A 12,073-nucleotide genomic window follows, 5' to 3' on the forward strand; every position below is an offset into this window, starting at 1 on the left:
CTAGACCAGCTCCACCGCCAAGGCCGTGGACCCCCCCGTCCCATGGCAGATGGCGGCCAGGCCCCGCTCCTCCCCCTTCACCCTCAGGGCGTTCAGCAGGGTGACCAGGATCCTGGCCCCGCTGGCCCCGATGGGGTGGCCCAGGGCCACCGCCCCCCCGAAGACGTTCAGGCGCTCGTAGGGCACCCCCAAGAGCCGGTGGAAGAGCACGTTGTTCAGGGCGAAGGCCTCGTTGTTCTCAAAGAGGCCGAAATCCTCCACCCGCATGCCAAGCCGGTCCAAAAGGCGCCTCACCGCGGGAATGGGGGCCTCGGGGAAGCGCCAGGCCTCCCCTGCCGCCCAGGCTCCCCCCAGCACCCGGGCGATGGGCTTCAGGCCATGGGCCCTCACCGCCTCCTCCGAGGCCAAAAGGAGCGCTGCCGCCCCGTCGGAGATCTGGCTGGCGTTCCCGGCGGTGAGGATGCCCTCCTTCCGGAAGGCCGGCTTCAGGGCCGAAAGGGACTCGAGGGTGGTCTCGGGGCGGATGCCCTCGTCCTTGTCCACCACCACCGTCCCCTTCCTCCCGGGAAGCTCCATGGGGGCCAACTCCTGGGCAAAAAAGCCCTTCTCCGTGGCCTCCGCCGCCCGCTTGTGGGAAAGGTAGGCGGCCTCGTCCACCTCCTCCCGGCTCACCCCGTAGTCCTGGGCCAGCCTTTCCGCCTGCTCCCCCATGGCCTCCCCCGAGAAGGGGTCCGACAGGCCATCCCTGAGGAGGATGTCCTGGAGGCTTTCCGGAGCCCCCATGAGGAACTTGTACCCCCACCGGGCCCTATGGGAGAGGTAAAACCCCGCCTGGCTCATGGACTCCATCCCCCCGGCCAGGGCCAGCCTTGCCTCCCCCGTGCGCAGGAACTGCACGGCGTTCATCACCGCCATCATCCCCGAGGCGCAGACCATGTCCACCTGGTACCCGTCCACCTCCTTGGGGATGCCCGCCTTCAGGGCCGCCTGCCGGGGAAGTAGCTGCCCGTGCCCGGCCCGAAGCACGTTCCCAAACACGTAGAGGTCCAGCTCCTTCCCCTCCACCCCCGCCCGGGCCAAGGCCGCCCGCATGGCGTGGGCCCCCAGCTCCACCGGGCTTACGTCCTTAAACGCCCCCCCAAACTTCCCGATGGGGGTGCGCACCGCGGAAACGATGTAGACCTCCTGCATGGGGTCATCATACTCCTTGGCCCAGCGCACCCGGAAAGGGGCAAGATACCGCTAGACTGATCCTAGACTCATGCGCACGGGCGCCTTTACCCTTCTTGAGCTTTTGGTCATCCTGGGGATCCTGGGAGTGCTCGTGGGACTGGGACTTCCCCTCCTTTCCCCAAACCGCCTGGCCCTGGACGCCGCCGCCCGCTCCCTGGCGGCGCAAGTGACCCGGGCCAGGCTGGAGGCCATCCGGCAAAACAGCTTTGCTGGCCTGATGGTCTACACCCAGGGGGCAGGGGGGTATGCCGTCTTCCTGGACCGAAACGGGAACCGGGTTTACGACCCGGGCGAAGAGGTCCATCTGGTGCGCTTTGGCCAGGGCGACTGGGCCCGGGTGCGGCTAGACCCCAGCCGGAGCACCCTGGGCAATATGCCCATCCTGTTCGACCCCAGAGGCCTTCCCGCCAAGCCCATTACCGGCACCATAGGCCTCACCTCCGGCACCGCCACCCGCAAAGTGGTCGTCAGCCAGCAAGGCCGTGCCCGGGTGGAGTAACCCCCCATCTGGGGGATGTGCCTACCCTCAGCCGGGGCTACCCTGGGAAGCGTGAGATGGCGCCATGGCTTTTCCCTGATAGAACTCGTCATCCTCCTGGCGGTTTTGGGGGTGGTGCTGGCCCTGAGTGCCGGTATCCTCAACCCCGACCGCCAAGCGGTAAACCAAGCAGCCCAGTCCTTGGCCGCCCAGGTAACCCGGGCCCGGCTCGAGGCTATACGGCAAAACGCTTTCGCTGGTTTGGTCTTCTTTACCACTGGAAACGGAGGGTACTTGGTTTTTGTAGATAGGAATGGCAACAGAACCTACGATACTAACGAAGCGATCCAAACCATCACGTTTGGCCAAGGGGACTGGGGGCGGGTAAAGCTCGCCCAAGTTTCAGGTGGGACTTCCTTAGTTTTTGATACCCGGGGCATTCCCACCGGCTTCATCCAGATTGAGACAATCCTTAGCAACCGACAAGGAACCTATAGCAAAACCGTGCAGATCTCGCCGCAAGGGAGGGCGGCTATCCAATGAGAAGACAAGGGCTAACCCTGCTGGAAACCCTTATCGCTTTGGCTGTTTTAGGCATTGCCTTTGGGGCGCTACTCATGAGCCAGCTATCCAATCTACGGGTTTCGGCCCAAAGCCGTTACGCCACCGATGCCAAAGCGGCAGCGGTGAGGGTGTTGGAGCAGAAGTCCGCCGAGGTGCTAAAAAGCGAAATCCTTCCCTCACCTGACCCGAAAATAGACGATCCCCAGACCGGGCGGAGCTTCTACTTTGTGGATTACTACTATCGTTGCCCCACCTCAGTAAACCCTCCCCCTGAGCTCAGAGGAAACAGCACCAACAATCTTCGGAACGTAGCCTGCGAAGGGGAAGAACAGCAGGGGAACGTCAAGGTGGACTGGCGTATCTCCGGCGAGAGTGGCATCTTGGGCGAAGGAGTGGTGACCATCGTGGTTACGGCCACACATGACCGTGGGCCCACAGTGACCATGGGAAGGCGGGTAACTTGCTATGACGTCTATCCCTCCCCCACCAACGACAAGCCCGCCCCCTGCCCCCCTCCCGGAGGAGGTAGGCCATGAGGCGTAGGGGTTTCACCTTGGTGGAAGTCCTGGTAGCCTTGGCCATTTTGGTGGTGATCCTTGGCCTAGCCACGCGATATTTCACCGAAAATGCGGAGCTGGCCCGGGAGACCCAGGCCCGAAGCGAACTTCAAGACCGGGTGCGCATGGTAATGCAGGTGGTCAGTGGAGACCTCCAGATGGCCGGGGCAACCTATTGGAACCAAGGTGCTGAGAATAGAGGTTTCACGCTACCTAGCGGGCACGTCTTGGAAGGAATAGACGGCGGGCCCAAGGATTCTATTAAGATTTCCTACGTCACCAGCCTGCGAGATTCCAGCCAAGCTTGCCGTAGCGTGGAATACGCCTTCCAGGGCGATACCCTGCTACGGAGCGACGTTAATGCTACCCCCACCAGCGGAAGGGACTGTTTGGCACCAGACCCTTCTTTTCAACCTTTAGCGGACGGCATAGCCGCTTTAGACATCCGCTATCTGTGTAGCAACGGACAAAGCGGGAACACCTCCGATTGCGGCTCCGATGCCTACCCCCGCTCCGCCATCGTAGAGGTGGTGGGGTATTCCCTAAGCCCCATGAAGGTTGCCGGGCCCCAAACGATTACCACGGTTTCGGGTGCAAGTTTTGCCTGTCCTGCAGGACGCGGCTGTTATGCCCTTAGGCAGGAAGTGCTATTGCCCAACCTGAAACCCTTGCCTGAGTAAGGAGGAGAAAGTATGCGCACGCAAGGCATTGCCCTAGTAGCCACCTTAGCCTTAATGGCCCTCATCACCCTTCTGGTCTTTGGCACCTTCTTTCGGACCCAGATTGAGCTTTGGGTTACCCGAAACGATACTACCTCCGTTCAAGCCTTCTATGCCGCCGAAGCCGGCCTTCAGAAGTACAAGGCCGTGCTTTTCCAACAATACGTTTGGCGCGAGCAGCAGATAAATACCGGAGGGGGAGCTGGGTGCTACTCCTCCTTAGTCACGGGTGTAGACCTTCATCGCAACGGAACCCTCCTTACCTTTACCGACAACCGAATCGTCCTGGCCCAAAACGAAAACGTGTTGGATGCCAACGGAAACCCTGTTGGCCAGTATACGGTTACCCTGATCCGAGATGCCCAGGACGGTGAGCTTTTTACCCTTGTTTCCCGGGGCACCTCTAGTGGAGCCAAAGCGACCGTACAAGCCACTTTCCGTCTCAGCAACAGCGGTTATCTAGAGCAAGCAATTTTTGCTGGAACAGGCCAGGCCAACCGCTGGCTGAACGGCGGGGCCACCATAAGGGGGGGTATTTACATCGTTGGCAACCCCAGCAATCCCGACCAATATGTCATAGAGAGCAACGGCAACTTTACCTTGTACAACCGCTATGACCTCACCACCTACCCTGGCATCGCCAATCTGGTGGAAAGCTCCTACCAGCGGGTGAGCGATCTGTGCGCTAGTGTGCGCGTTCAATATGGAAAAATCTCCGTAGGAGGAAGCACACAGATTGGAGAGCCCAACAACAAGGTCAAAGGGGTTTTTGTGGGAAGGGGCACCCAGGACATTACCGGGCAGAACGTAAACGTGTGCCAAAACAACAAGGGGGTGTGCACCGAGGCCATGGGGCCCTTTGACCTCTCCAATCCCCCACCCTTTCCCACTTTGGACGCAAAACTAGACTCGGACACTTGTAGTAGTTACTCCACGTGGCGCGCGTGCTTGCAGGATAAGGCGGCTTTGCGGATTGAGCGGATAGGTAACACCCTAAACTTACTCCAGCCTACTCAGGTTACCCTCCAGCCCTCATGCCTTAGCTCCATGCTTTCTGGAACCCTCACCCTGGATCAGGGGAACATAGACTGCACCTTTACCCGCCTGGACGGTACCAGGGGTGGCTTTAGGTACTCGTATTCCAGCGGGCAAGGGGTTCTGGAGGTATACGGAGACATAACGCTAGAGGGGCTGAATGTGGTCTTTGAGCGGCCAATAGCCTACAGGGCTCTTTCCGGCGATGAGAAGAAGGCTACTTTTGCTGTGCTGGCCAAGGACGGACAAGGAGGTAATTTGGATATAAATGGCAACCTCCTCCCCGATGCTTCCCACGGAAAGTTCCCCAATCATGTGTTGGGCATTGTCGCTGAAAAGGATGTCTACCAGAGAGGACAATATGTGATGGCCCCGGTATATGCTGGAGGAACTTTCCGGGTGGTAAAAGACAACGTTCTCTTTGGCACAGTAATCAGCAACCAGTTCTGCACCACCAGCGCCGGTAACCAAACCAACTGTAACGCTGGCCAAAAGGCTGAGGTGGTTTACATACGCATCCCACAACAAAACCGTCCCGTGCTTATGCCTAGCCTGAAAGGTGGCGTGCCAACCTTTAAGGTCCTTTCCTATGAGCGGCGTTAGCTTTCACACCCCTTTCACACCCCTGCCCCAACCTAAGGCTGTACCCCCAAAGGGGGGTTGACAAGGAGGGGAAAGACCCAAGAGAATGTGGGGTGAAGGGAGGTGAGAGCGGGGTTAAAAAGGGTAAGCCCATAGGATAGGCAAGTCGGCAACAGGCAGTCATGGCCGCGCAATACATGAAGGCGCGGGAATCCCTAAGGAGGTAAAGAGGTATGCGTAACGCAAAAGGCTTCACCCTGATTGAGCTTCTGATCGTCATCGCCATCATCGGTATCCTGGCAGCGGTCCTGGTACCCAACCTGCTCCAGGCCCGGCGCACAGCCCAGATCCGCGCGGAACAGGCTTACGCACAGAACGTCTACAAGGTTGCTAATGCCGCGATCGCTGAGAACCCCAACATTGCCCAGAACGAGGTCCAAAAAACTTGTCTGAATTCCTATAGCGTAGGCGCCTACAGTGCTGGCACGGCGCCCCAAACTCTGACCACCTGTGACGTTACCTACGACCCCACCACTCAGGTAGTTACAGTGACATACGGCGGCGCTACCAATCCCAACGAAACTATAGGCCAGTAGTTTTCCTTCAGGAAACACTGGGTGGGCGAAACGCCTACCCAGTGTTTGCTTTTAGCAATCAATGACCAATCTAGCGAACCTTTTTGGCCGCCTCTCCCAAGAGCTCCCGGTTGTGCAAGATGGCGCCCAGGCGCATGGAATCGGTGAACACCGCCTGCCGCCCCAAGCCCTGCCGGTAGCGGAGGGCCCTAGAGGCGAACCCCGCATGTCGGCCAGGTATATCCGCCAATCACGCAACCTTTAACGCCTCCCGCTCCATAAGGGGCCGCAGTTCGGGCCGCAAGGTGTGCTCCATGACCAGGTCCACGGGCCTCCCTAGAAGCTCCTGCAGAAAGAGCTTCAAGCCCATATAGCCCAGGAAACCGGGCGGGCGGAAAAACGGACCAAAAAGTCCACATCGCTTTCCTCCCCCGCCTCCCCTCGAGCCGAGGAGCCAAAATGGTAAAAGGCCTCCACCCCAAACCGTTCCCTCAACTCCTCCCGGTAAGGCCCTATCCTGGTCCTCACCTCCTGGGGCCCCAGGGCACCTCCACGGTACCACCTGGCCCTCCCCGTAGGGTGCGTGAGGAGGGAGGGCCGGAAGAGGCCAGCATGAGGCCAGGACGGCAAAAGCCTTCTTCCCCACCCTCAGCCTGAAGGCCCCGGTACACAGGCGTCACCCCCACGCGCGGGTGTGGCGTGGGACACCCCCTCCAGCAACTCCGTGCCGCTCGGGCTAGGCCCCTCCCGGGCCGGGTACTCCCCGGCGGTTAACCGCAGAAGGGGCTTGGCGGCCTCACCCTTCCCACCCCTTCTATCCGCCCCCAAGGAAGCCCCCTTCCCTGCCCAGCTGGGCGGGAGAGGGGGGAAAGGGCGCCTCCTCTTCCCTCTCCCTGGCCACCAGCCAGAGGGGGCCAAAGTTCTCCGCCTGCTCCAGCGCCACCCTCCCCAGGCGGTGGGCCTCCAAGAGGGCGGCGAAGCCCACGGCCTTCTCCTCCCAGGTCCTCAAGGGGAGCTGGTGAAAGGCCAGACGCCCCTTCAGGAAGGCCTTGATCCGAGCCCAGGCCTCCATGAGGCCAAACCGCTCCCGGCCCAGGGCCAAGACCGCTTTCCTAAAGGGCCTTGCCGCCTCGGCCAGGGCCCGGGGTGGAAGGCGGAGGGCGGGCTTGGGAAGGGGAGGAGGGGGGACGGGGATCAGGCGGGAGCGCCTCCTAAGCCGCTCCTCCAAAAAGGCCACGGTCTCCGAAAGGTCCAAAAGCGCCCGCACCAGGGAGGCCTCCTCCCCTTCCTCCCTGGGGGCAAGGGCCCTTTCCGGGGAAAGCCTCAGGACCAGCAACTCCGCCAGGATGGGGAGGAGCTCGCTTCTCTCCTTTAGGTCCTCGGGGACCTGGGAAAGGGCCTGCTCCACGATGGCGAGCACGGGTAAAGCCCTGGGGGAGATACGCCCCCGCCTCAAGGCCTCCCGCAACTCCTGGGGGGTGCCGGAAAACCCGGGGACCTCGAGGCGGATCACCGGTACACGGGGCGCTTGCTGGGGAGAAGAAGCCCCACCTTCTCCCGCACCTCCTCCATGGTGGCCTGGGCCACGGCCCGGGCCCGCCTGGCCCCCTCGAGGAGGGCATCCATCACGTAGTCCGGGTCCTTCCTAAGCTCCTCCGCCCGCTCCCGGATGGGGCGGAGGACCTTCATCATCTCCTCAAAGAGGACCCGCTTCACCACCAAGGTCCCGATCCCCGCCTTGCGGTACTCCTCCTTCAGGACCTCCACCAGCTCCTTGGGGGCGAAGTAGGAAAGGTAGGTGAACACCACGGTCCGCCCCGGGTCCCCGGGGTCGGAGAGGCGGATGCGCTGGGGGTCGTCGGGAAGGTGGCGGATCTTCTCCCAGATGCTCCCCTCCTCCTCCAGGAGGCCGATGGTGTTGCCCAGGGACTTGCTCATCTTGGCCTTGCCGTCTATGCCCGGCACCCTGGGGGCCTCGGGGTTGAGAAGGGCTTCGGGCTCGGGGAAGGTTTCCCCGAAAAGGGCGTTGAAGCGGCGGGCGATCTCCCGGGTGAGCTCGATGTGCTGCACCTGGTCCTCCCCCACGGGGACGGTATCCGCCTTGTAGATGAGGATATCCGCCGCCTGCAGGACCGGGTACATGAGGAGCCCGCTCCACACCGCCTCCTGCTTGGCGGCCTTGTCCTTGAACTGGGTCATGCGGGTGAGGTCCCCCAAGGGGGTTATGGTGGTGAAAACCCAGGAAAGCTCCGTGTGCTCGGGCACATGGGACTGGACGAAGAGGGTGACATTTTCCGGGTTGAGGCCCGCCGCCATGTTCACCAAGGCGGCCTCAAAGGTGCGCCGGGCCAAGGTCGAGGGGTCGTAGGCCAGGGGGTTGGTGAGGGCGTGGTAGTCCACGATGCAGAAAAAGGCCTCCCGCCCCAGGCGCTCCCCCAGCTCCACCCACTGTTTGATGGCCCCCAGGTAGTTGCCGATGTGGATCTCCCCCGAGGGCTGGATGCCGGAAAGAACCCGCGTCATGCCCTTAAGAATAGCAAAAACCCCGCATAAGCGGGGCCTTTTGGTGCCGGGGGCGGGACTTGAACCCGCACGTCCGCAAGGACACACGACCCTGAATCGTGCGCGTCTACCAATTCCGCCACCCCGGCAGACGCAAGGGTTATTGTACGGAAGGGCCCTTATCCCGTCAAGTCCTAGCGCCAAAGGGTGAGGAGGGCGAGGATTACCGCCAGGGCGCTGAAGTAGAGCATGAGCCGGTTTAGGGCGGTGTTGATGTCCCCCTTGAGCTCCTGACGCAAGGAAGCCATATCTCCCTTTAGCTCCTGGCGCAGGGAGGCCATATCCCCCTTCAGCTCCTGCCGCAAGGAGGCCATCTGCTCCCCAAGCCGGCCCTCCAAAGCCCCCATCTCCGCCTTGAGCTCCTGGCGCAGGGAGGCCATCTCGCCCTTAAACTCCTGGCGCAGGCCCGCTATGTCGCCCTTAAGCTCTTGGCGCAGGAGGTCCATGCGGTTTTCCAGGGAAGTTATGCGCTCCGGAAGGGTGGCCATCACCCCTTCCACGATCCCTTCCAGCTTGTAAAGCCGCTCCTCCGTGGTCATCTGACTTAAGGCTAGCATAGCCCTTGACCCCGGGGCAAAGGAAGCGTAGGCTATAGGGCAATGCGGCGGGGCTTCCTGCTAGACCTAGGCCGGGCAGGCCCGGCATAGGGAAGCCCTGTTGCCTTCCCCCGGGCCCAAAACCCGGGGGATTTTTCCAAGGGAGGGAGCATGGGAAAAACGCTTTACGAGAAGGTATGGGAGGCGCACGAGGTAAGGAAGCTCCGAAGCGGGCAAAGCCAGCTTTTCATCGACCTGCACCTCCTGCACGAGGTGACGAGCCCCCAGGCCTTCGGGATGCTTAAGGACCTCGGCCTTAGGGTACGCTACCCCCACCGCACCTTCGCTACCGTGGACCACATCGTCCCCACCCACGACCGCACCGAGCCCTTCCAGGACCCCTTGGCCCAGAGCATGCTGGAGGCCCTGCGCCAGAACACCAGGGAGCACGGCATCACCTTCTTCGACCTGGGAAGCGGGAACCAAGGCATCGTGCACGTGATCGGCCCCCAGCTGGGCCTGACCCAGCCCGGGATGACCATCGCCTGCGGGGACTCCCACACCTCCACCCACGGGGCCTTCGGGGCCGTGGCCTTCGGCATCGGCACCAGCCAGGTGCGGGACGTCCTCGCCACCCAGACCCTGGCGGCCCAGAAGCTTAAGGTGCGGCGCATCAACATCGAGGGGAAGCTTTCCCCCGGGGTCTACGCCAAGGACGTGATCCTGCACATCATCCGCCACCTGGGGGTGAAGGGAGGGTTGGGGTACGCCTACGAGTACGGGGGAAGCGCGGTGGAGGCCATGGATATGGAAAGCCGCATGACCCTGTGCAACATGTCCATTGAGGGCGGGGCCCGCATCGGCTACGTTAACCCCGACGAGACCACCTTTGCCTACCTGGAAGGCCGGCCCTATAGCCCCAAGGGAGCGGAGTGGGAGGAGGCCAAGCGGCGCTGGAAAAGCTTCGCCTCTGACCCCGACGCCACCTACCACGACGTGGTCACCTTCCGGGCGGAGGAGATCCCCCCCACGGTCACCTGGGGCATCAACCCCGGGCAGGCGGTGCCCATAGACGGGAGGATTCCCCTTTTGGAGGAGCTTCCCCCAGAGGAGCGCCCGGTGGCCGAGGAGGCCTTGGCCTACATGGGCCTTAAGCCCGGCCAGCCCATCAAGGGAGTACCCATCCAGGTGGCCTTCATCGGCAGCTGCACCAACGCCCGGCTTTCCGACCTGCGGGAGGTGGCCCGCTACCTCAAGGGCCACCAGGTGAAGAAGGGGGTGCGGGCCCTGGTGGTGCCGGGGTCGGAGTGGGTGGCCAAGAAGGCGGAAGAGGAGGGCATCGCCGAGGTCTTCCGGGAGGCGGGGTTTGAGTGGCGGAACCCGGGGTGCTCCATGTGCCTGGCCATGAACCCCGACCGCCTGCAGGGAGACGAGCTGGCGGCCAGCTCCTCCAACCGCAACTACAAGGGAAGGATGGGAAGCCCCAAGGGACGCACGGTGCTCATGAGCCCCCTCATGGTGGCGGCGGCGGCGGTGGCGGGGGAGATCGCCGACGCCCGGGAAGTGTTTGGGATCGGGAGGTAAGCCATGCTGGAGAAGTTCACCACCATCCGCGGCAGGGCGGTGCCCTTAAGGGGCGAGGACATCGACACGGACCGCATCATCCCTGCCCGTTTCATGAAGGTGCTCACCTTTGAGGGCCTGGGGAAGTACCTCTTCTACGACGAGCGCTTTGACGAGAAGGGGGAGCCCAAGCCCCACCCCTTGAACGACCCCAGGTACCAAGGGGCCAGCATCCTCCTGGTGGAGGCGGGCTTTGGCTCCGGTAGCAGCCGGGAACACGCCCCCCAGGCCATCAAGCGGGCGGGGTTTCGGGCCATCGTTGGGGAAAGCTTCGCCGAGATCTTCTTTGGGAACGCCACCGCCATCGGCCTTCCCTGCGTGACCCTGGCCCCGGAGGACCTGGCGGTCCTCTTCCAGGCGGTGGAGGGGAACCCGGACCTCGAGGTGGAGGTGGACCTGGTGAACAAGGAGGTGCGCTTCGGCGGCCGTACCGCTCCCCTCTTCATCCCCGAGGAGGCCCGGGAGGCCCTGGTGGAAGGGCTTTGGGACCCCATTGGGGAGCTCTTGCAGGCCGGGGAGCTCCTGGACGAGTTCGACCGCCGCCTTCCCTACCCCAGGAGGTCGGAATGAGGGTGGCGGTCCTACCGGGGGATGGGATCGGTCCCGAGGTGACCGAGGCCGCCCTGAAGGTCCTAAAGGCCCTGGACGAGGCCCACGGCCTGGGGCTGAGCTACGAAACCTATCCCTTTGGCGGGGCGGCCATAGACCGGTTCGGCGAGCCCTTCCCCGAGGAAACCCGCCGGGGAGTGGAAGGGGCCCAGGCGGTGCTCCTGGGAAGCGTGGGGGGGCCCAAGTGGGATAACCTTCCCCGCAGGGTCCGCCCGGAAACGGGGCTTCTGGCCCTCAGGAAAAGCCAGGACCTCTTCGCCAACCTGCGCCCCGCCAAGGTCTTCCCCGGGCTGGAAAGGCTTTCCCCCCTGAAGGAGGAGGTGGCCCGGGGGGTGGATGTCCTCATCGTGCGGGAGCTCACCGGGGGGATCTACTTCGGGGAGCCCCGGGGGATGTCGGAGGCGGAGGCCTGGAACACGGAGCGCTACAGCAAGCCCGAGGTGGAGCGGGTGGCCCGGGTGGCCTTTGAGGCGGCCAGGAAGCGCAGGAAGCACCTCACCAGCGTGGACAAGGCCAACGTGCTGGAGGTGGGGGAGTTCTGGCGGAAGACGGTGGAGGAGGTGCAAAAAGCCTTCCCCGACGTCTCCTTGGAGCACCAGTACGTGGACGCCATGGCCATGCACCTGGTGAAAAACCCCGCCCGCTTTGACGTGGTGGTGACGGGAAACATCTTCGGGGACATCCTCTCCGACCTGGCCTCGGTGCTTCCCGGCTCCCTGGGGCTTCTGCCCTCCGCCTCCTTGGGAAGGGGTACCCCAGTCTTCGAGCCGGTGCACGGCTCCGCCCCCGACATCGCGGGCAAGGGGATCGCCAACCCCACCGCCGCCATCCTCTCCGCCGCCATGATGCTGGAGCACGCCTTCGGCCTGGTGGAGCTGGCCAGGAGGGTGGAGGAGGCCGTGGCCAAGGCCCTCCTCGAGGCGCCCCCGCCGGACCTGGGGGGCCAGGCGGGGACGGAGGCCTTCACCCAGGAGGTGCTCCGCCGGCTAAAATAGGGAAT

The 12,073-nt window shown here is 63.0% G+C and carries 14 protein-coding genes and 1 tRNA gene; 9 read left to right on the forward strand and 6 right to left on the reverse strand.

All coding sequences use genetic code 11. The annotated features are described in order from the left end of the window. A complete protein-coding gene (locus tag L0C59_RS02615; RefSeq protein WP_243089662.1) occupies positions 1-1,191 on the reverse strand; it encodes a thiolase family protein in 1,191 nt (396 codons plus the stop codon). 70 nt (positions 1,192-1,261) lie between these two features. On the opposite strand from L0C59_RS02615, the gene L0C59_RS02620 reads away from it, so the two are divergent. From L0C59_RS02620 to L0C59_RS11235, 6 genes are all read left to right on the forward strand, one after another. Further along, on the forward strand, positions 1,262-1,732 hold the full coding sequence (locus tag L0C59_RS02620) for a GspH/FimT family protein (protein WP_243089663.1): 471 nt from the start codon (positions 1,262-1,264) through the stop codon (positions 1,730-1,732). Between the two features lie 51 nt (positions 1,733-1,783). Further along, positions 1,784-2,254, forward strand: a complete 471-nt coding sequence (locus tag L0C59_RS02625; protein WP_243089664.1) for a GspH/FimT family pseudopilin — start codon at positions 1,784-1,786, stop codon at positions 2,252-2,254. Then, entirely contained in the window at positions 2,251-2,811 is a 561-nt protein-coding gene (locus L0C59_RS02630) for a type IV pilus modification PilV family protein (protein ID WP_243089665.1), read from the forward strand. Before L0C59_RS02625 ends, L0C59_RS02630 begins: the two co-directional genes overlap by 4 nt. After that, a complete protein-coding gene (locus L0C59_RS02635; protein WP_243089666.1) occupies positions 2,808-3,512 on the forward strand; it encodes a PilW family protein in 705 nt (234 codons plus the stop codon). Before L0C59_RS02630 ends, L0C59_RS02635 begins: the two co-directional genes overlap by 4 nt. A 12-nt stretch (positions 3,513-3,524) precedes the next feature. Beyond that, on the forward strand, positions 3,525-5,189 hold the full coding sequence (locus tag L0C59_RS02640; RefSeq protein WP_243089667.1) for a pilus assembly PilX N-terminal domain-containing protein: 1,665 nt from the start codon (positions 3,525-3,527) through the stop codon (positions 5,187-5,189). 212 nt (positions 5,190-5,401) lie between these two features. After that, on the forward strand, positions 5,402-5,764 hold the full coding sequence (locus tag L0C59_RS11235) for a type II secretion system protein (protein ID WP_279232454.1): 363 nt from the start codon (positions 5,402-5,404) through the stop codon (positions 5,762-5,764). A 339-nt stretch (positions 5,765-6,103) separates the two neighbouring features. Here the strand turns inward: L0C59_RS11235 and L0C59_RS02650 are convergent, their stop codons facing one another. The 5 genes from L0C59_RS02650 to L0C59_RS02670 all read right to left on the reverse strand — a co-directional run bounded on the left by L0C59_RS02650 (position 6,104) and on the right by L0C59_RS02670 (position 8,844). Then, positions 6,104-6,271 carry a nucleotidyltransferase family protein gene (locus tag L0C59_RS02650; protein WP_243089668.1) on the reverse strand — a complete coding sequence of 56 codons (168 nt, stop codon included), beginning with the start codon at positions 6,269-6,271 and terminating at the stop codon, positions 6,104-6,106. Positions 6,272-6,557: 286 nt separating this feature from the next. Next, positions 6,558-7,256 carry a chromosome segregation protein ScpA gene (locus L0C59_RS02655; RefSeq protein ID WP_243089669.1) on the reverse strand — a complete coding sequence of 233 codons (699 nt, stop codon included), beginning with the start codon at positions 7,254-7,256 and terminating at the stop codon, positions 6,558-6,560. Continuing rightward, positions 7,253-8,266, reverse strand: coding sequence for a tryptophan--tRNA ligase (gene trpS, locus L0C59_RS02660; RefSeq protein ID WP_243089670.1), 1,014 nt, complete (start codon positions 8,264-8,266; stop codon positions 7,253-7,255). The genes L0C59_RS02655 and trpS overlap by 4 nt, the downstream gene beginning before the upstream one ends. A 41-nt stretch (positions 8,267-8,307) precedes the next feature. Beyond that, positions 8,308-8,394: transfer RNA gene (locus L0C59_RS02665), tRNA-Leu, on the reverse strand. A 45-nt stretch (positions 8,395-8,439) separates the two neighbouring features. Further along, the gene (locus L0C59_RS02670; protein ID WP_243089671.1) at positions 8,440-8,844 is read right to left on the reverse strand and encodes an apolipoprotein A1/A4/E family protein; all 405 of its coding nucleotides are present in this window, start codon (positions 8,842-8,844) and stop codon (positions 8,440-8,442) included. Between the two features lie 168 nt (positions 8,845-9,012). Here L0C59_RS02670 and leuC point away from each other — a divergent pair, with 168 nt between their 5' ends. From leuC to leuB, 3 genes are read left to right on the forward strand one after another with little or no spacing between them, the layout of a single operon-like run. After that, positions 9,013-10,425 carry a 3-isopropylmalate dehydratase large subunit gene (gene leuC, locus L0C59_RS02675; RefSeq protein WP_243089672.1) on the forward strand — a complete coding sequence of 471 codons (1,413 nt, stop codon included), beginning with the start codon at positions 9,013-9,015 and terminating at the stop codon, positions 10,423-10,425. 3 nt (positions 10,426-10,428) lie between these two features. Further along, on the forward strand, positions 10,429-11,034 hold the full coding sequence (leuD, locus tag L0C59_RS02680) for a 3-isopropylmalate dehydratase small subunit (RefSeq protein ID WP_243089673.1): 606 nt from the start codon (positions 10,429-10,431) through the stop codon (positions 11,032-11,034). Next, positions 11,031-12,068 (forward strand): 3-isopropylmalate dehydrogenase, encoded by a 1,038-nt coding sequence (gene leuB / locus L0C59_RS02685; RefSeq protein ID WP_243089674.1) that lies wholly within the window; start codon positions 11,031-11,033, stop codon positions 12,066-12,068. The genes leuD and leuB overlap by 4 nt, the downstream gene beginning before the upstream one ends. The last annotated feature ends 5 nt before the right edge of the window (positions 12,069-12,073 follow it).

The organism is Thermus neutrinimicus (assembly GCF_022760955.1).
GTDB lineage: Bacteria > Deinococcota > Deinococci > Deinococcales > Thermaceae > Thermus > Thermus neutrinimicus.

Excerpts from the sequence above, each read along its gene's own strand:
- L0C59_RS02615 (WP_243089662.1), bottom strand. The coding sequence starts at position 1,191 with ATGCAGGAGGTCTACATCGTTTCCGCGGTGCGCACCCCCATCGGGAAG.
- L0C59_RS02620 (WP_243089663.1), top strand. The coding sequence starts at position 1,262 with ATGCGCACGGGCGCCTTTACCCTTCTTGAGCTTTTGGTCATCCTGGGG.
- L0C59_RS02630 (WP_243089665.1), top strand. The coding sequence starts at position 2,251 with ATGAGAAGACAAGGGCTAACCCTGCTGGAAACCCTTATCGCTTTGGCT.
- L0C59_RS02635 (WP_243089666.1), top strand. The coding sequence starts at position 2,808 with ATGAGGCGTAGGGGTTTCACCTTGGTGGAAGTCCTGGTAGCCTTGGCC.
- L0C59_RS02640 (WP_243089667.1), top strand. The coding sequence starts at position 3,525 with ATGCGCACGCAAGGCATTGCCCTAGTAGCCACCTTAGCCTTAATGGCC.
- L0C59_RS11235 (WP_279232454.1), top strand. The coding sequence starts at position 5,402 with ATGCGTAACGCAAAAGGCTTCACCCTGATTGAGCTTCTGATCGTCATC.
- trpS (WP_243089670.1), bottom strand. The coding sequence starts at position 8,266 with ATGACGCGGGTTCTTTCCGGCATCCAGCCCTCGGGGGAGATCCACATC.
- L0C59_RS02670 (WP_243089671.1), bottom strand. The coding sequence starts at position 8,844 with ATGACCACGGAGGAGCGGCTTTACAAGCTGGAAGGGATCGTGGAAGGG.
- leuC (WP_243089672.1), top strand. The coding sequence starts at position 9,013 with ATGGGAAAAACGCTTTACGAGAAGGTATGGGAGGCGCACGAGGTAAGG.
- leuD (WP_243089673.1), top strand. The coding sequence starts at position 10,429 with ATGCTGGAGAAGTTCACCACCATCCGCGGCAGGGCGGTGCCCTTAAGG.
- leuB (WP_243089674.1), top strand. The coding sequence starts at position 11,031 with ATGAGGGTGGCGGTCCTACCGGGGGATGGGATCGGTCCCGAGGTGACC.